The following is a 14,980-nucleotide window of genomic DNA, read 5'->3' as shown; positions in this document are numbered from 1 at the left end:
GCGGCCCTCCGGCTCACTACAGCGCGACGTAAGGGCGCGTTCGCCTCCGGGCCGGTCGCGGCTTCCGCCGCTCGGCACGACGCTAGCCCCCGGCCGGCCTGCTCTCATCATCTAGGGCCGTAAAGGCGGCCGGGGGCGTATTGCTTACACGCTTACATGCAAGCATGATTGCGCGCCCTATTAATGCAGCGCCTCAATGCCTCGCCGGCGAATGACGTTCAACAAGGCCAGCGCCGGCCCCTTGGCCTGCGCCTCGCCGCGCTCTAGCTGCGACACATAGCCGGGCGTCACGTTGAGATAACGGCCGAAGGCGGCTTGGCTAAGGTGCGCCTGCTCGCGCACGGCCCGCACGTCCGCGCCCGTCATCGGCGCTTCGGTCGGCAAGGTCTCTCCAAGATGCCGCGCCGTGATCTTCATAGGTCGCCTCGTCCATGATCCCGAGGCGGCGTTGCGCGCCGGCCATTTCCGCGATTTCGCGGGAAAGGCGGCTAGGCTTCGTCGTCGTCATGCTCGATCTCCTTCAAATCTCCGTCCTCAATGGCTTGCCCGACCAGCTCGGCCGACGCGGCAAGCCAATTAGCGCCGATCGTACGCAGGGCTTCCAACTCGTCAGCGTCGATGTTGTCACGGTCGCTCTTGGCGAACGCATACAGAAACACCGCGCGACCAGCAGCCCGATAGGCGACGATCATCCGAAACCCGCCAGAGCGTCCCTGACCGAGCCGCGCCACGCGTTGCTTGATGAGGCCGCCACCAAGATCGGCGTCGATCGTGCCGCGCTCGGCCCGCTCGATCGCCTCGCCCAAGCTGGCGTCAGCAATCCGTTGCCTGCGAGCGAACCGCACAACGCCTCTGGTCAAGAAAATCCGCACGAAGCCTCGCTATAACACTCTAAACTATAGTGCATATTGTTATATTTTCAATCCCCATCCTCACGGACAACCGGATAATTGTATTTGGCAAAAAGCAGGTTCAGCGCCTCGGCAACAAGCCGCTCCTTCGGAATCCGCTTGCCCTTCTCATCCCTGCTGCGAAAACTGAGTTCGTCCAGCGTCTCCCAATAGGCGGGCGGCAGGAAATGCGTTCTGCCGAGCTTGTTAGCACGCGAGGGCGCAACATAGCTCCCGGCCGGCTGCGAAGCTGGCGCGCTCCCTTGCGGCTCTGACGGAGCCTCCGGCGCGGATGCGGGTTGCTCTGCGGTCTTGATCGCAGCGGCGAGAAGCGAAGGCTTGCGGCTCATGCTTTCATCCTTTCATGATTTCCTGTAATCATGCTTGCCTGCTCTGAAAGGAACGTGAACAGGCCGGCGACTTCCTGGGCCGCACGGCCATGCGGTTCCAGCTCCTGCGGCGTCTTGCCCCAAGGCCGGGGCGTCCTCATAGGTTTTCAGCCGCGACACATGGATGGGGGGCAACCTTCACGTTGAAGCTCGCGGCAATCGCGGCGGCATCGTCAACCGCCCTGCCCCCGGCGTTCGGATGCACCAGATTGAGCACAACGAACGTTGGCGGACTGCCGGCCATGTCGAGAAGCCGCTTTAGCGGCTCCAAAGTTTCAATCGAAAATATCTGCGCCTGCGACGGGACCAGCACTATATCGGCGTGCTTGGCCGCCTCGACCGAGGCGCTTTCCATCTTGCCGGGCGTGTCGATGAACACCCAATCCATGCCAAGGCCGCGATAGGCGTCCAGCGAGCGCCGGATAGCGCCGGGCTGGATCGAGGCAACGTCCGGGCCGTCGCCCTTGCGCCGGTCGAACCAGTTGACGGCGTTTGTCTGTGGGTCGAGATCGAGCAGGGCCGATTTCTTCCCGGCCAGGTGAGCCGCGACCGCAAGCGCCGTCGCGATCGTCGTCTTGCCGGTCCCGCCCTTTTGCGTGCAGAACGCCACTGTTATCATGTTTGCATCCTTTCATGAAATAAAGGCTACATGCTTTCTACAATACATGAAAGCATGTTTTCATGCAGGAAAGGTTAACTACTCCGCTTCCTCAGCGGCCGCCATCGGCTCGTCGCACTCGCCGCAAATCAGGCGGACACCGGGTTTCGCCCAGGCGTTCAACTCACATGACGGGCAGGTGTAACGGGTCTTGCTGGCCGATTTCGCCTTGCGCGCCTTCCGGGCGGCGGCATCGTCCCAAAGCTCGACATAGAGGGCGGTAAAGTCGGGCTGCGCCGCCAGCTCGGCAAAGACGCGGGCATAGCGACCGCCCTCGACAATGTAATGGCTGCATGACTGCCCGGTTTCCTTGCCGCCGGGCTGGCCGGTATCCGAAGGGTGCAAGCCGATCTCCTGCATTTTCGCGGCCCATTCCTTGTTGTGGTAGCCGGCGCGCGACGGCTTGCCGAAATGATGCTGCCAAAGGTGCGCCATCTCATGGGCGAGGGTGGAAAGGCTCTGCTCGTCGGTTCGGCTTTTGAAATGCGACGGATTCAGAGCGATTTCGTCAGTGATCTCCGCGCCGTCCTTCGATCCGAACCGGCCGCCCGCGAAATAGCCATAGGCTTTGTTTTTGCGCTGCAATGTCACGAGGCAGGCCGGCAGCTCGCCGCCAAACAGGCGATCGTTGAAAACGTCGAACGCTTGATTCAGCGCGGCGTAGGTTTTTGCGGTCGGATTGGCGGGGGACATGGCAGCTTATTTTGTATCGTACGAAACAATAATCACATATTTCTGGCCGACATGCAAGCATGATTACATGATTTTATATTTTGCGTCGCCCTCACCACCCATTCCTTCTCGAAAGCCCATGCGACATTAGCCGCAGGCGCTGCGGGTGGGGATTTTGCTCTGAGGGTGCCGAACCGGACCGCCTATTACGCGGTCCGGAACCGCCGCAGGGCCGCGTGAGCGGCCCGAACAGCGGCGTCCGCTTATGTTTTCACATAGAGAATAGAATTAGAGGGGGATTCAGTCTGCTTATCGGACTCACGTTTCATGAAGGTCTTTGCCATGTTCACAAGCGCTTTCCCGAGCGGACTATCGCCAACATCGAGCTGCGTCCGCTCATCGAGGGGCAGGACCTTCCTGTAAGCGCCGATTGCTCGCTCCATGCCTGCTGATCCTGTCCGTGATCCGCAGGCGGGGGAGGGGCCTTACCGAACCGGCCAAGAAACTGCCGCGCCTTTTCCGGCAGGGACAGGCGATAGGCATTGCTCGCCTGCTGCACCTGGGGCCGCGCCCTCGTTCCCGGTCGGCTCATAGCGGCGTAGCCAGTCGATGAAGCCATGCGCCCGCAGGTTCTTCAGCGCTCGCACGATCGTATCGCGTGAGCGGCCCAGGCGATCCATGATCGTGGTGATTGACGGCTCCAGGCGGCCGGTGCGGAAGTCGATCAGATTGACGAACAGCCGCAGCACGTCCAGCGCCACCGATCCGAGCGGACCGCTGCGCTCGCCCTTCTCCTGCAAACCGGCCTCGTTGTAGATTTCGGCCGCCTTCAAGATCGCCTGCACGTCCTTGCGTGTCGTCGGCCGCCATATCCGGCCCTCCGATCGCCCCTTGAAATGGCTGCGCCGGCGAACCGGCGTCGGGCATCGGCGGGGGGCGGGAAGACCAGGCCAAGCACGGTCTGTCCCGATCCCTGCCACGCGGCGCGGCGCTCATGGGCAAGCGTGGAAAGCTGGCCGGCGTCTTCCTCGGAGAGCTGGCCGACGCTGTAATGCGTCCACACCTCCCGCATGATGTCATCAAGCGCGTGTTTATGCGCACAGCCGATCGCGGCCGCGAATTGCGTCCTCAACATTGTCCTTCGTCCTTCCATTTGGAGGACATGACGGCGTTGGACGGCGGACACAGCTTCCCCGCTTTCGCAAGAATCAATCTTGCGAATTGGAGGGCTATAGCGTAGATAAGGGGAGAGTTAGCGGACCCCTGACCTACGGTGTGTCTGACGGCCTATAAAACGCTCGACCGCGCCAACGGTCGGGCGTTTTGCCGTTATGCCCCTTGCTGCTTCTCGAAATAAAACCTCAAGGCTTCCTCGATGATCGGCGCGCGGGATTGCGCGCCCTTTTGCTGCTTGGCCCGGTCCAACTGTGCAACCAGTTCGCCCGGCAGGTCGGCCCACACGCGCGCCATGCCAGCAGCTTCACGCCGCGCACGCATGGCGGCGACACGTTCACGGGCTGGAATGGCTGTAGGGCTACGACTCATACAGTAAGTGGTAACGCCGAAATTGCTGATTCTGCAAGCTCTTGAATCCGGGCCGCTAAAACCAGGGGTTGGTCGGCCGCTGACTAACAGCGGGCAAACATGATTTCTTGCAAGCATGTAATCATGCTTCCTCAGCCGTCACGGTATCAAGCGCCCGGTAGAGGGTCGCACGATGCACGCCTAGAAGCCGGGCAACCGCCGCGACGGGTTTCTTGTCATCGTGGATGAGCTGGCGAGCGTGCGCGATCTGCTCGGCCGACAGGGAAGGGGAGGGACCGAACCGCACGCCGGGCCTTCGCCGCGATCCGGCCGGCGCTCGTGCGCTCCACGATCAAGGACCGCTCGAACTCGGCCATACCGGCGAAGACGGTCAGCACCATGCGCCCGGCCGGCGTCGTCGTGTCGGCCCACGGCTCTGCCAGCGAGCGCAGGTCAGCGCCGGCCTCGTTGATCCGCTCCGCGATCGCCAGAAGGTCGGCCGTCGATCGGGCAAGGCGGTCAAGTCTGGTGATCGTCACCACATCGCCGGCGCGCAGATGGTCGAGCATCCGCGCCAGCTCCGGCCGGTCGCGCTTCGCCCCGGATGCTTTTTCCTCGAAAATACGGATGCAGCCGACCGCGCCGAGGGTGGCGCGCTGCTGGTCCAGGTCCTGGCCGCGCGTCGAGACGCGAGCATAGCCGATGAGCACCCGGCCGGCGTCGGAATCTGGCTGGTGGCTCACGGCTTCTCCTGTCGCAAATCATGTCGCAGGTGTTTTACCACTTGCGACCAAAACTTGCGACAGAAATTCCCCTGCAAATTCAAAGGCGGGCCGATGTGCTGCACGGATTAGGAGTTTTGCGACTAATCTGGCATCTCGCACCCGTTTCGCACAAGGCATCAAAAAGACCGACATCGGAATTAATTAATTGCTTGCATAATTATTTTCATCCGATAATTTGCCATAAAACAAATTCATGTGGGAACGGAAATTATGATGAAGCTCTGCACATCTCTATGCGGCTAAAGAATAATTCTGGCCTGTAAAGTAAAAATACAATCCCTAGTTCGTCATAGTGAAATGTACCTATGATGATATTGCATATTTGTGCATAAATACAATCGAGGAATACCATGAAAATTGGCATCATAGGTGGAGGCATTGGCGGCACCGCTGCAGCCTACGCTCTTTTGCGAAAGGGTTTCGATGTCGAGATCTTTGAGCAGGCTCTTGCATTCGGAGAGGTGGGTGCCGGCGTACAGATGACGCCGAACGCGGTGAAGGCGATCACGGGGCTTGGTCTTTTCGATACCTTTCTGCGCTCTGCTTTTTTCCCCAAGGCCGTGGTCGGCCGCAACTGGCAAACGGCACGTGAGAATTTCCGCATCGATTTGGGTGAGGAGTTCCGTGCACATTACGATGCGCCATTCATCCATGTCCATCGTGCTGATTTGCTCGATCTTTTTGTCGTCGGCTTGCCGACCGGGATCTGCCACTTTGGCAAGAGATGTACCGGCGTAAAAATGACTGCTAACGGTGCACGCGCGGATTTCGATGATGGCACCAATTTTTCGGCAGATATTATCATCGGGGCGGATGGCGTGCGGTCAGCGGTTCGCGGCTCGGTATTCGGCGAGGTGGACCTTCGCTGGACCGGTCACCAATGCTATCGCGCACTAGTGCCAACCGGTGGTGTGGTCGATTACGTCAACCCAGACAGTACCTTCTGGATGGGTCCGAATGCCCATGTCGTGACCTACTATGTCAAAGGTGGTGCAGCGGTGAATATCGTTGCGGTGACGGAAGCCAGTGAATGGGTAGCCGAGAGCTGGAGCACCCGCGCATCACGTGACGAAATGCTAAAGGATTTCGGCTGGCACGAGAGCTTACAGACTCTATTTTCTAATGTGCACGAAGTCTTCAACTGGGGTCTGTTTGACCGCGATCCGATGAAGACGTGGATCAAAGGCAACGTAACCCTGCTTGGTGATGCGTGTCACCCGATGCTGCCCTTCCTGTCCCAGGGCGCGGCCATGGCCATCGAAGATGCCTATGTTCTAGCTGAGGCACTCGACCTGCGGCGCAACGATCCGACCGCCGCGCTCGCCGCCTATGAGGCCGAGCGCCTTCCTCGAACCTCACGGGTGCAGCTCGAAGCGCGCGAACGTGGTCGAACTTACCACCTGCCATCCGAGGAGGAAATGGCCGCACGTGACGCGGAATATGCTCGTCGGGCGAAGGAAGACCCACGCACAACGGGTATCAATACTGATTGGGTCTATGACTACGATCCCAGAAAGTTTTCAGAGCGCATGGCTTCAAGCCTGTGAAGGCGCCTGCGGCTGGGTTCCCACAGCAATCAATAATAAAGACAAACAAACTCCAGAGAGGTTCCATGTCATTCATGCTCACTAGACGGCTTACCCTTGCCGCCATGCTCACCTGCCTCGGCCTGCCCGCCTTGGCGCAGGAAATGAAAGACAAGGTCCGCATCGGCTATGCTATATCAAAGACGGGCGTATTCGCTGGCGGGCGGCCGCAAGCGCCACCCTGTCTACGAAATGTGGGTGGAAGAGATCAATAAGTCCGGCGGCCTCAAGATCGGTGAGAAACGGTTACCAATCGAAGTCGTGGAGTATGACGACCGCTCGAGTCCCGAAGAGGCCGTACGCGCTGTCGAACGCTTGATCTCCCAGGACAAGGTCGATCTAATTCTGGCCCCGTGGGGAACCGGTTGAATCCAGCCGTCGCTCCTATCCTTTCGAAGGCCGGATATCCGCATCTGGCGTTTAATACGTTAACTGAGCGGGCAGACAATCTCATAGCGCGGTGGCCCGGCATTTTCTTCTTCGAGGGCACGAGCGCGATCATTGCCAAAAGTGGCTCTGACATGCTGGCTAGCCTGCGAGATGAGGGCAAGATTGGCAACAAGGTTGCGCTCACCGGAATTGCCGACGCTCTGGGCGTCGAACTCTCGTCAAATTATCGCGAAGCGCTGACGGAGCATGGCTTCGAGATTGTTTACGATGCGTCTTATCCACTTGCGACTCAAGACTTCACCCCGATGCTGAGTGAGATCGCTTCGAAAACGCCCGATGTTTTCATTGGGAATACCTATCCAGAAGATTCAATAACGATGACCGATCAGGCGCGCATTATCGGCTTCAACCCGGCTGTATACCTTTTAGGTGTCGGCCCCGCGTTGCCAGTCTTCGGCGAGAAATTCGCAAAGAATACCGAGGGGTCATGGCACTGGTGGTGCCAATATCGACAATCCGGAGATTCAGGATTTCTTTAAGCGTCACATGGAGTCCGCGGGCTATCCGGCCGACCGCTTCGCTAGCCAGCTGGTCTACGCCGGCCTTCAGGCACTACAACAGGCGATCGAAACGAGGGCTACATTGGATCACGAGACCATCATTGCTGAACTCAAGTCGGGCAACTTCAAGACAGTTCTCGGCGAGATCAGCCTAAAGTCCCAAGAACTCGAAAGATTTTTCCACATCGGGCAGTGGCAAAACGGAGATTTCTACGGCCTTTATCCATCCACACTCGAGGGTGCCCGCACGGCAATCGTGCCTAAGCCAGCTTGGAAATAGTGAACCACAAGGTGATGGGCTCAACCCATCACCCTTCCAATGAATTGGCAAATGTAGATGTTCCTAGATCTTCTTATAAGCGGGCTCACCCTCGGGGGGCTCTATGCCCTTGTAGCCATGGGATTGACCCTGCAGTACGGGGTGGCACGCATAATGAATCTCGCCTATGGCGAGTTTTTGATAGCAGCCTCCTTCCTCGCATGGCTGTTTACGGCGAAATTTGGCATCAACCCGATCACCAGCCTCATTGTGATCATTCCTTTGAGCTTCACGTTCAGCTGGCTTGTATATCGCGTTCTGATGGTTCCCTTGGTTCGGCGCAGCAAAGCTGGCGCCGCACTCGAGAAGGACAGTATTCTTGCAACTTTCGGCCTTATGTTCATCTTGCAGGGTATCCTGCTCGTGACATTCGGTGGTAACTACACAAGCTACTCATTCTTATCTGTGCCAGTGCAGATCCTAGGCACACATGTGGCAGCGAATCGGCTGCTGGTCTTCATTTCTGCCTTACTGATTGTCGGCAGCGCCTACCTCCTCATGAAGAAAACACGCTTTGGCGTGGCGGTGCAGGCAATAGCATCCGAGCCCGCTTCTGCTGTGCTTGTCGGAATAAACGTCGCCCTAGTCTCTGCGCTCGCCTTCTCGACAGGAGGAGCGCTGGTGTCAGCCTCAGGTGTGTTGATCAGCATGTTCCTGCCCTTCTCGGCGACGATGGGCGTGCTTTTCACCATGAAGGCTTTGGTCGTGGTGATCATGGGAGGCGTCGGAAATATGAAAGGCTGCCTCGTCGCTGGCATGCTTCTGGGTTTCGTTGAAGCCATCGTTGCTCGTCTAGTTGATCCGGGACTGACGATCGTCTCGAACTACGCGCTGTTTCTCCTTGTCTTAATCTTCCTGCCCAAGGGGCTTTATGGGAGAGCTTCCCAATGAGCATGTCGACCATAGTCAAAGCATTCATCGGCCTGGCGGCATTGATCGTTCTTATGACCATGCCGCTGGTTCTTACATCCGACTACCATCTTTCAATTGGCATCACTCTTCTCCAATTCGCAATTATGGCAACGGCTTGGGCGATGTTTTCAGGCCCAACGCGATATATATCGCTCGCAACCGGGAGCTTCTTCGGCATCGGCGCATACACGACTGCAGTCCTCGCTGATTACCTGCCATGGCCCGCGATCCTTGTAGTCGCCCTCGTAATCGGCCTCGTCTGCGCCGCGCTCGTAGGGCTTTCGACACTACGCCTATCTGGCGTCTACTTCGTGATTTTCTCGTTCGGCTTGTCCGAACTGATCCGTCAGTTGGTAAGTTGGTACGAGGTGAACGTCACGCGCACCAGCGCGCGGTACATCTTTCTCGATATCACCTCAGCCCAGATTTATTGGCAGCTGGCAGCGCTTCTGGCCATTCTCTTTTTGGTCGGAATTTGGATCAAGCACAGTCGGTTGGTACGGCGCTTCGCATGATCGGCGAAGATGAAATCGTAGCAAAGCATATTGGCATAAACACGACGCGGGTTAAGGTAATGCTCTTTGCCATCAGCTCCTCTTTCATTACGTTGACCGGTGCGATCATCGCCCCGCGCTGGACCTATCTGACCCCGGTATCGCGTTCAACGCCAACATTTCGTTCCAGGTGCTTATCATGGCGCTCCTCGGCGGCGTCAGCTCCCTATTCGGACCGATTCTCGGTGTAGTGCCGCTGGTTTTAGTCATCGAGTATCTGTCAGCAAACTTCCCGAACCACTTCTCAATTTTAGTCGGCGCGATCTTCATGATCGTCGTTTATTTCATCCCTGATGGGATTGTTGGACTGCTTTCACATGGGCGCCAGCGGACATCGGCAAGCAATACACATACCGATGTGAGCGCAAAACTGGAGGCTCAGCCATGAACCCTGTACTCGAAGTAACCAATCTTCGAAAAGCTTTTGGCGGGAATGTAGCGGTTAACGGGATTTCATTTTCCTGACGCCAGGAGAGATCGTTGGGCTTTGGGACCAAACGGATCAGGGAAGACCACCGTCATCAACGTGATTTCGGGTAGTCTGAAAGCCAATGGCGGATCTGTTTGGCTCGACGGGCGAGAAATTACTGGCTTTCAGCCCCATCGCATCGCCGCACTCGGAGTGACCCGTACATTTCAGCTCGTAAGGGTGGCGCACGGTATGAGCGCCCTTGATAATCTGACCTCCGCGATGGCATTCACCGGCGCACGTCTGACGGGAGAGCCGGCGCGCAGCAAAGCAATAGCAATTTTGGAACGGATCGGTCTTTCAAACTGCTCAGGGCTACGTGCCGGCGACATGACGTATATCGACCAAAAGCGTTTGGAGCTTGCTCGCGCACTAGCCTTGGAACCGAAAGTGCTGCTGCTGGATGAATGGCTCGCCGGCCTGAACCCCACTGAGCTTCAAGAAGGGATATCCTTGATCCAAACATTGCGGGAGTCGGCATCGCCATTCTGATGGTAGAACATGTGATGGTAGCCATCCGGGCCCTGTGTAATCGTTCCATAGTCCTAGCCACTGGAAAGCTCATCGCGGACGGCCCCACCGAACAGGTGCTCGCCAATGCAGATGTGAAACGCGCCTATCTCGGCGAAACCGAAGATGAGGCCATCGATGCTTGAGATCACAAATCTTTCGCTGAACTACGGTAAGCATCTGGCGCTTGATAGTGTTTCGCTCACCGTCGCGAAAGGAGAATGCGTCGTCATTCTCGGGGCGAATGGAGCGGGAAAAAAGCTCGCTTCTTAAAGCTGTTGGCGGCCTTGTACCGTGGCCTATGGCGGCCGTGCGCCGTATGAACGGCCAAAATATTTCAAAACTCGCCCCGCACCTTCTGGTGGATACCGGGGATCGGGCTCGTGCCGGAAGGACGAGGCAACTTCGCCGAATTAACAGTTCGCGAAAATCTCCTGCTGGGCGCGTATCCCAAGCGTGGTCGCGCGCGCGAAAAGGAGATGCTCGATCTGGTGCTATCGTTGTTTCCACGCATAGAGGAACGGCTTTCGCAACAGGTGCGCACCATGAGTGGTGGTGAACAGCAGATGGTCGCCATTGGCCGAGTGCTGATGTCGGCGCCTGACATTCTTCTGCTGGACGAGCCATCTCTGGGACTTTCTCCGCTCATGACGAAGGAACTTTTTCGCGCTCTTGTTCAGGTTAGAGAGACCGGGACCGGCATTCTTCTTGTAGAACAGAATGCCTTGCGCAGTCTAGAAATCAGCGATCGAGGTTTTCTACTCGAAACTGGACGGGTCGTTGGCGCGGGAACTGCAGAGGAACTGCGCAATGATCCGAATGTCAGCCGTGCTTATCTTGGCGCATGATCCCACCGTGAAAACGAGGTAATTATGAAAATCAATCGCGGAAACCTGCTGCCGGAGCAGTTGTGGGAGGCAGATACTTGGACCAACGGACTGCCAAGCTCCAGTTCGCCCATCAAGGTCCATGAACCCGCAACCGGAGGTTCTCGCGCGGATCGCGCAGGCAGGACCATCGGACGTGATTAGGGCCGTCGAGGCTGCCGCTGCCGTGCAAAGCACTTGGGCCAGGACCTCTGCCATAGAGCGAGCGGCAGTCATGCGCCGTGCCGCCGATATCCTGTCAGCCAACGCTGCCGAATACGCTGAATGGCTCGTGCGCGAATCCGGCTCCGCTTCGGCGAAAGTACGCATAGAGCTTGCTGCGGGTGCTGCCTTCTTGCAGAAGGCGGCTTCGACTGTGCTTGACCCTCAAGGATACGTGTTTCCACAGATACCAGGCCGCACCAGCATAGGCCGGCGGGTACCTCATGGCGTAATCGGTATCATCTCGCCCTTCAACTTCCCCCTGATCCTGTCGATCCGCTCACTGGCGCCGGCACTCGCAGTAGGTAATGCAGTGCTTCTTAAGCCTGATCCACGGACACCCTTTAGTGGTGGCGTACTTTGGCCCGGATTCTCGAAATGGCTGGATTGCCAGAAAAGCTTTTACAAATCCTGCCCGGTGGTGGTGATGTCGGTCAGGCGATGTGCGAGGCAGAGGGCATATCGATGATCTCTTTCACTGGCTCTACATCAGCTGGTCGCAAGGTGGGAGAGGTCTGTGGCCGTATGCTCAAAAAAGCACAGTTGGAACTTGGCGGGAAGAACCTCTGATGATCCTAGAGGACGCGGATCTCGATCTTGCCGTAGAAAGCGCGATCTGGGGAAGCTACTTGCATCAAGGCCAAATCTGCATGGCGACTGGCAAGATTCTTGTAGCAGCCCCTAGTGAAGCACTTTACCGAGAAATTTGTCGAAAAAGCCGGGACCTTAAAATGGGGATCCAACCGACTCGGGCGTGGCGATCGGTCCGCTGATCGACGCGAGCCAGCGCGACCGCGTGCATGGATCGTGCAGCGCTCGGTACAGGAAGGAGCCGAGCTTTTGTTGGGCGGTGAATTTGAGGGGCTTTTTTATAAGCCTACAGTCCTCGCCAATGTTCGCCCCGACATGGCCGCATATAGAGAGGAAGTCTTTGGTCCCGTGGCTTCGATAATTCCTTTCTCCACCGAAGAGGAAGCACTGCGGCTGGCCTGCGACACCGAGTATGGGCTCTCGGCCGGCATCATCAGCCGTGACATCGGTCGGGCCATGAGGTTGGGCGAGGAGCTTGAAGTCGGCATGCTGCATATCAACGATCAGACCGTTGCCGATGAACCATTCATCACCTTTGGTGGCCGGAAGGCATCAGGTAACGGGCAGACGATCGGCGGTCCCGTCAATCTCGACGCCTATTGCGAGTGGCAGTGGCTCACGATCCGAGAGCACCCCCATCCCCACAAGTTCTAGGAAAAAGGTCCGAAAGTCTCTTTCGGAAACAGGCGTTTCTGCGATCGGGTATCGTTGCACCGTCCCGGGCAGACCTTCCGACCAGATAAGTCGCGCCCACCATTCTAGTCGCGCGCAGGTATCAGTAAACCATGCAATGGAGAAAGAATGATGCTTACAGGAAAGACGATTGTAGTGACCGGCGTGTCTTCCGGTATCGGTGCCGAAACGGCTCGTACCATAAAAAGGCAAGGGGGAACGGTCATCGGGGTCGATCGAAATCCCGCGGGGGAAGCTGTCGATAGTTTCTTCCAAGCCGACTTGTCGAGCCGAGATTCAATCGACGCACTTGTTGCCAGTTTGCCGCACGGAATCGACGGCTCGCAATATTGCCGGCGTTCCGCCGACCGCCCCCCCCGAGGTGGTGGTCGCTGTGAATGTGGTCGGCCTCAAGTACCTGACGGAAAAGCTCGTTTCCAAGATGAGCGAAAATGGAGCGATCGTCAGTATTGCGTCCCTTGCCGGCGTTGGCTGGGCGGATCTGGTTCCGCAGATTCGAGCAGCCGAGGGCCTCGAATTCGACCAAATTCCCGACTTCTGCCGCGAGCATGATATCGATGAACAGCGCAGCTATTTCTTCTCAAAGGAAGCAGTGATCGTATGGACCTTGCAGAACCGCTGGACCTGGCGCGACCGCGGAATCCGTATCAATGCAGTGAGCCCAGGGCCGGTTGAGACACCCATTCTTGCCGATTTTGTGAAGACACTGGGTGCACGCGTAGAAGAAGACATGCGAGTTATGGATCGGCCAGGCCGGCCGTCAGACATAGCACCGGTCGTCGCGTTCCTTCTTAGCGATGGTTCGAGGTGGATCAGAGGTGTGAACATTCCGGCCGATGGTGGGATGAATTCATATATCCTGTCCCACAAGCACAACCTCTGACGTGAGAGGATAGCAGGCAGTTGCAAAGAGATCCGTATTCTCATAAATGCGGAGACATGGTTATAAACGCAACTGCCTGCGACCAAAGAGCGAGTCTTCATATCGAAGCATCCCTGCATGATTTTTCCAAGAAGGAGATCATCTTCGACCTTTCCGCGCTGAGGAATTTTCCATGAAAAAAAGCAGATCAAAAATGATCGAAGAAGGCCCTGCTCTAACAAATAAAGGTAGGAAAAGGCCTGGGCGTCCAGAAGGATTCACAACTTCTCGTGAAGATATACTTGACGCCGCAGAGATAGTATTTTCCGAACTTGGATTCTCAGGAACTACACTTAGGAAGGTCGCCGACAAAATTGGGGTTACAAATGCTCTGATTGGATACTACTTCAAAAACAAAGAGAATCTTTTCCGTGAGGTGTTCCTAAGGAAAGGAACGGAGATAGCGACCGCACGAGCGGAAGGTTTGAAACGGCTGAAAGCAGACAATCACGTCCCGAGCGTTGCGAATCTTGTACGTTCCCTTTCTTTGAGCCTTCGCATCAGGCTTCGGGAAAGCGCACAGGGTAGAGCGTTCCTTAGACATGCATTCTAGGCTTCACATGGAGCCGGAAGCACTGGCTTTCGAATTGCGTAGCCAAGTGTATGATACGACAACCCGAGCATACGCAGAAGCATTTCTTGCAGCCCTTCCTCATCTTGATGCAGAAAGTGTCTACATGAGAATGTCACTAATGATTGGTTCCTATCTCTACACCTTCTCCGACGACATAATCGACTGGACGAACGTTCGATCCCTCAGAAAACAAAGAAAGAACATCAATCTCGATATGAGAAGAGATTGTGGCGCTACGTGTCAGCAGCGTATGCATGCATCAAAATGATGTGATACCGGAAGAGAGCATGAATTTTATGAGCGATACCCAGGGGCCGTCACGCTTTCACAATGTTGCCAGAGCCTTTCCAACCAGGCGAACGATTGTCGAGCGCGCCCTCAGGCCCAGACGGAATTACGAGAAGGAACATGCCTTATGATCGCCGGCATGCGACGGCGAGGGCAGGAGCCGTCGGGCTACAATCGCCGACGCCCTTCAGACAGCGAAAGATCGAAGCACGACGAGATCCCGCAGGTTTACGGCAAAGCCTGAGCGCATCGCCATACCGGCTGGCCCACGCGAGATCAACGCACTCATGCCCCCGAACCACGACGCCCGAATGCGACCTCACCTTGCCGCCCAATATACTCATTCTAATAATATTTGCGTCTTGCGGCTCTCTTCGGCTGCTGCCAGAACGGGACTAAGATTCATGCGCGGGCTTGCTCATGAGCGTTGCCCAGGATGCGATCCTCGCCGTAAGCCTGGCCGCCCCGAAGCGATGGCGATGGACATGCGTGACGATTCTCGATCCAGGGCCGGAGATTGGCCATATCGCGGAGGCGAGGTTTCGCGGGTCGAAGCTGCGCGACATCGCCTGGATGCGGCAGGCGGTCAGATCCAGGCTCTTGATG

The 14,980-nt window shown here is 57.0% G+C and carries 27 protein-coding genes and 3 pseudogenes; 19 read left to right on the top strand and 11 right to left on the bottom strand.

The annotated features are described in order from the left end of the window. Positions 1-180: 180 nt before the first annotated feature. From C9380_RS27895 to C9380_RS27200, 11 genes are all read right to left on the bottom strand, one after another. On the bottom strand, positions 181-384 hold the full coding sequence (locus tag C9380_RS27895) for a helix-turn-helix domain-containing protein (RefSeq protein WP_252869858.1): 204 nt from the start codon (positions 382-384) through the stop codon (positions 181-183). Beyond that, a complete protein-coding gene (locus tag C9380_RS27890; protein ID WP_252869857.1) occupies positions 320-508 on the bottom strand; it encodes a hypothetical protein in 189 nt (62 codons plus the stop codon). Before C9380_RS27890 ends, C9380_RS27895 begins: the two co-directional genes overlap by 65 nt. Further along, on the bottom strand, positions 489-872 hold the full coding sequence (locus tag C9380_RS23530; RefSeq protein WP_128094869.1) for a type II toxin-antitoxin system RelE/ParE family toxin: 384 nt from the start codon (positions 870-872) through the stop codon (positions 489-491). Before C9380_RS23530 ends, C9380_RS27890 begins: the two co-directional genes overlap by 20 nt. A 47-nt stretch (positions 873-919) precedes the next feature. Next, on the bottom strand, positions 920-1,240 hold the full coding sequence (locus C9380_RS23525) for a chromosome partitioning protein ParB (RefSeq protein ID WP_071205054.1): 321 nt from the start codon (positions 1,238-1,240) through the stop codon (positions 920-922). 136 nt (positions 1,241-1,376) lie between these two features. After that, positions 1,377-1,898 carry an AAA family ATPase gene (locus tag C9380_RS23520; protein WP_217284118.1) on the bottom strand — a complete coding sequence of 174 codons (522 nt, stop codon included), beginning with the start codon at positions 1,896-1,898 and terminating at the stop codon, positions 1,377-1,379. 78 nt (positions 1,899-1,976) lie between these two features. Next, the gene (locus C9380_RS23515) at positions 1,977-2,630 is read right to left on the bottom strand and encodes a SprT-like domain-containing protein (protein ID WP_128094868.1); all 654 of its coding nucleotides are present in this window, start codon (positions 2,628-2,630) and stop codon (positions 1,977-1,979) included. 242 nt (positions 2,631-2,872) lie between these two features. Then, entirely contained in the window at positions 2,873-3,052 is a 180-nt protein-coding gene (locus tag C9380_RS28910) for a hypothetical protein (RefSeq protein WP_252869856.1), read from the bottom strand. A gap of 42 nt (positions 3,053-3,094) precedes the next feature. Continuing rightward, on the bottom strand, positions 3,095-3,442 hold the full coding sequence (locus C9380_RS28905; RefSeq protein ID WP_252869855.1) for a helix-turn-helix domain-containing protein: 348 nt from the start codon (positions 3,440-3,442) through the stop codon (positions 3,095-3,097). A 496-nt stretch (positions 3,443-3,938) separates the two neighbouring features. After that, positions 3,939-4,154: a ribbon-helix-helix protein, CopG family gene (locus tag C9380_RS23505; protein ID WP_035228556.1), complete on the bottom strand. Its 216-nt coding sequence runs from the start codon at positions 4,152-4,154 to the stop codon at positions 3,939-3,941. A gap of 121 nt (positions 4,155-4,275) precedes the next feature. Continuing rightward, positions 4,276-4,440 carry a helix-turn-helix domain-containing protein gene (locus C9380_RS28670; protein WP_217284117.1) on the bottom strand — a complete coding sequence of 55 codons (165 nt, stop codon included), beginning with the start codon at positions 4,438-4,440 and terminating at the stop codon, positions 4,276-4,278. Continuing rightward, entirely contained in the window at positions 4,370-4,876 is a 507-nt protein-coding gene (locus C9380_RS27200) for a recombinase family protein (RefSeq protein ID WP_217284116.1), read from the bottom strand. The genes C9380_RS28670 and C9380_RS27200 overlap by 71 nt, the downstream gene beginning before the upstream one ends. Positions 4,877-5,268: 392 nt before the next feature. Between C9380_RS27200 and C9380_RS23495 the strand changes: the two genes are divergently transcribed. The 19 genes and pseudogenes from C9380_RS23495 to C9380_RS27165 form a co-directional block, all read left to right on the top strand. Beyond that, the gene (locus C9380_RS23495; protein ID WP_128094867.1) at positions 5,269-6,465 is read left to right on the top strand and encodes an FAD-dependent monooxygenase; all 1,197 of its coding nucleotides are present in this window, start codon (positions 5,269-5,271) and stop codon (positions 6,463-6,465) included. Positions 6,466-6,702: 237 nt separating this feature from the next. Beyond that, a complete protein-coding gene (locus C9380_RS23490) occupies positions 6,703-6,873 on the top strand; it encodes an ABC transporter substrate-binding protein (RefSeq protein WP_164844732.1) in 171 nt (56 codons plus the stop codon). Next, entirely contained in the window at positions 6,870-7,433 is a 564-nt protein-coding gene (locus C9380_RS23485) for an ABC transporter substrate-binding protein (RefSeq protein WP_164844731.1), read from the top strand. The genes C9380_RS23490 and C9380_RS23485 overlap by 4 nt, the downstream gene beginning before the upstream one ends. 103 nt (positions 7,434-7,536) lie before the next feature. Continuing rightward, a complete protein-coding gene (locus C9380_RS23480; protein WP_164844730.1) occupies positions 7,537-7,734 on the top strand; it encodes a hypothetical protein in 198 nt (65 codons plus the stop codon). A 57-nt stretch (positions 7,735-7,791) separates the two neighbouring features. Further along, on the top strand, positions 7,792-8,664 hold the full coding sequence (locus tag C9380_RS23475; RefSeq protein ID WP_128094863.1) for a branched-chain amino acid ABC transporter permease: 873 nt from the start codon (positions 7,792-7,794) through the stop codon (positions 8,662-8,664). Next, entirely contained in the window at positions 8,661-9,200 is a 540-nt protein-coding gene (locus C9380_RS27870; protein ID WP_252869854.1) for an ABC transporter permease subunit, read from the top strand. The genes C9380_RS23475 and C9380_RS27870 overlap by 4 nt, the downstream gene beginning before the upstream one ends. Then, positions 9,197-9,430 (top strand): hypothetical protein, encoded by a 234-nt coding sequence (locus tag C9380_RS27865; protein WP_252869853.1) that lies wholly within the window; start codon positions 9,197-9,199, stop codon positions 9,428-9,430. Before C9380_RS27870 ends, C9380_RS27865 begins: the two co-directional genes overlap by 4 nt. Continuing rightward, positions 9,379-9,627 carry an ABC transporter permease gene (locus C9380_RS27860; RefSeq protein ID WP_252869852.1) on the top strand — a complete coding sequence of 83 codons (249 nt, stop codon included), beginning with the start codon at positions 9,379-9,381 and terminating at the stop codon, positions 9,625-9,627. Before C9380_RS27865 ends, C9380_RS27860 begins: the two co-directional genes overlap by 52 nt. 138 nt (positions 9,628-9,765) lie before the next feature. Continuing rightward, complete coding sequence (locus tag C9380_RS28665) at positions 9,766-10,200, top strand: ATP-binding cassette domain-containing protein (RefSeq protein WP_353954662.1); 435 nt, start codon at positions 9,766-9,768, stop codon at positions 10,198-10,200. A gap of 14 nt (positions 10,201-10,214) precedes the next feature. Continuing rightward, a complete protein-coding gene (locus C9380_RS28660; protein WP_353954659.1) occupies positions 10,215-10,364 on the top strand; it encodes an ABC transporter ATP-binding protein C-terminal domain-containing protein in 150 nt (49 codons plus the stop codon). Then, positions 10,357-11,066 (top strand): annotated as a pseudogene (locus C9380_RS23460) (ABC transporter ATP-binding protein). Before C9380_RS28660 ends, C9380_RS23460 begins: the two are co-directional and overlap by 8 nt. Before the next feature lie 121 nt (positions 11,067-11,187). Further along, the gene (locus C9380_RS27195; protein ID WP_217284115.1) at positions 11,188-11,775 is read left to right on the top strand and encodes an aldehyde dehydrogenase family protein; all 588 of its coding nucleotides are present in this window, start codon (positions 11,188-11,190) and stop codon (positions 11,773-11,775) included. Next, positions 11,685-12,079, top strand: a pseudogene (locus C9380_RS28655) (aldehyde dehydrogenase family protein). Before C9380_RS27195 ends, C9380_RS28655 begins: the two are co-directional and overlap by 91 nt. Further along, on the top strand, positions 11,991-12,551 hold the full coding sequence (locus C9380_RS28650; protein WP_217284112.1) for an aldehyde dehydrogenase family protein: 561 nt from the start codon (positions 11,991-11,993) through the stop codon (positions 12,549-12,551). The pseudogene C9380_RS28655 and the gene C9380_RS28650 overlap by 89 nt, the downstream one beginning before the upstream one ends. Positions 12,552-12,698: 147 nt before the next feature. Next, positions 12,699-12,878 (top strand): annotated as a pseudogene (locus C9380_RS28645) (SDR family NAD(P)-dependent oxidoreductase); the annotation flags it as partial. Positions 12,879-12,963: 85 nt separating this feature from the next. Beyond that, positions 12,964-13,473, top strand: coding sequence for an SDR family oxidoreductase (locus tag C9380_RS27850; RefSeq protein ID WP_252869851.1), 510 nt, complete (start codon positions 12,964-12,966; stop codon positions 13,471-13,473). Between the two features lie 172 nt (positions 13,474-13,645). Then, the gene (locus tag C9380_RS23445; RefSeq protein WP_128094862.1) at positions 13,646-14,065 is read left to right on the top strand and encodes a TetR/AcrR family transcriptional regulator; all 420 of its coding nucleotides are present in this window, start codon (positions 13,646-13,648) and stop codon (positions 14,063-14,065) included. Continuing rightward, positions 14,055-14,354, top strand: coding sequence for a hypothetical protein (locus tag C9380_RS28640; protein ID WP_353954658.1), 300 nt, complete (start codon positions 14,055-14,057; stop codon positions 14,352-14,354). Before C9380_RS23445 ends, C9380_RS28640 begins: the two co-directional genes overlap by 11 nt. A gap of 440 nt (positions 14,355-14,794) precedes the next feature. Continuing rightward, on the top strand, positions 14,795-14,980 hold a 186-nt coding region (locus tag C9380_RS27165), incomplete at its 3' end, for a hypothetical protein (protein WP_217284109.1).

It is taken from the genome of Brucella pituitosa (genome assembly GCF_003049685.1).
Lineage (GTDB): Bacteria > Pseudomonadota > Alphaproteobacteria > Rhizobiales > Rhizobiaceae > Brucella > Brucella pituitosa.
Note: the sequence above shows the minus strand (reverse complement) of the source record. Positions and strands in the feature narration are given on the sequence as shown.

Coding starts and splice junctions, on each gene's coding strand:
- C9380_RS27890 (WP_252869857.1), bottom strand. CDS start 508: ATGACGACGACGAAGCCTAGCCGCCTTTCCCGCGAAATCGCGGAAATG.
- C9380_RS23525 (WP_071205054.1), bottom strand. CDS start 1,240: ATGAGCCGCAAGCCTTCGCTTCTCGCCGCTGCGATCAAGACCGCAGAG.
- C9380_RS23520 (WP_217284118.1), bottom strand. CDS start 1,898: ATGATAACAGTGGCGTTCTGCACGCAAAAGGGCGGGACCGGCAAGACG.
- C9380_RS23515 (WP_128094868.1), bottom strand. CDS start 2,630: ATGTCCCCCGCCAATCCGACCGCAAAAACCTACGCCGCGCTGAATCAA.
- C9380_RS28910 (WP_252869856.1), bottom strand. CDS start 3,052: ATGGAGCGAGCAATCGGCGCTTACAGGAAGGTCCTGCCCCTCGATGAG.
- C9380_RS23505 (WP_035228556.1), bottom strand. CDS start 4,154: ATGAGTCGTAGCCCTACAGCCATTCCAGCCCGTGAACGTGTCGCCGCC.
- C9380_RS23495 (WP_128094867.1), top strand. CDS start 5,269: ATGAAAATTGGCATCATAGGTGGAGGCATTGGCGGCACCGCTGCAGCC.
- C9380_RS23475 (WP_128094863.1), top strand. CDS start 7,792: ATGTTCCTAGATCTTCTTATAAGCGGGCTCACCCTCGGGGGGCTCTAT.
- C9380_RS27870 (WP_252869854.1), top strand. CDS start 8,661: ATGAGCATGTCGACCATAGTCAAAGCATTCATCGGCCTGGCGGCATTG.
- C9380_RS27865 (WP_252869853.1), top strand. CDS start 9,197: ATGATCGGCGAAGATGAAATCGTAGCAAAGCATATTGGCATAAACACG.
- C9380_RS27860 (WP_252869852.1), top strand. CDS start 9,379: ATGGCGCTCCTCGGCGGCGTCAGCTCCCTATTCGGACCGATTCTCGGT.
- C9380_RS28660 (WP_353954659.1), top strand. CDS start 10,215: ATGGTAGCCATCCGGGCCCTGTGTAATCGTTCCATAGTCCTAGCCACT.
- C9380_RS27195 (WP_217284115.1), top strand. CDS start 11,188: ATGAACCCGCAACCGGAGGTTCTCGCGCGGATCGCGCAGGCAGGACCA.
- C9380_RS23445 (WP_128094862.1), top strand. CDS start 13,646: ATGAAAAAAAGCAGATCAAAAATGATCGAAGAAGGCCCTGCTCTAACA.
- C9380_RS28640 (WP_353954658.1), top strand. CDS start 14,055: ATGCATTCTAGGCTTCACATGGAGCCGGAAGCACTGGCTTTCGAATTG.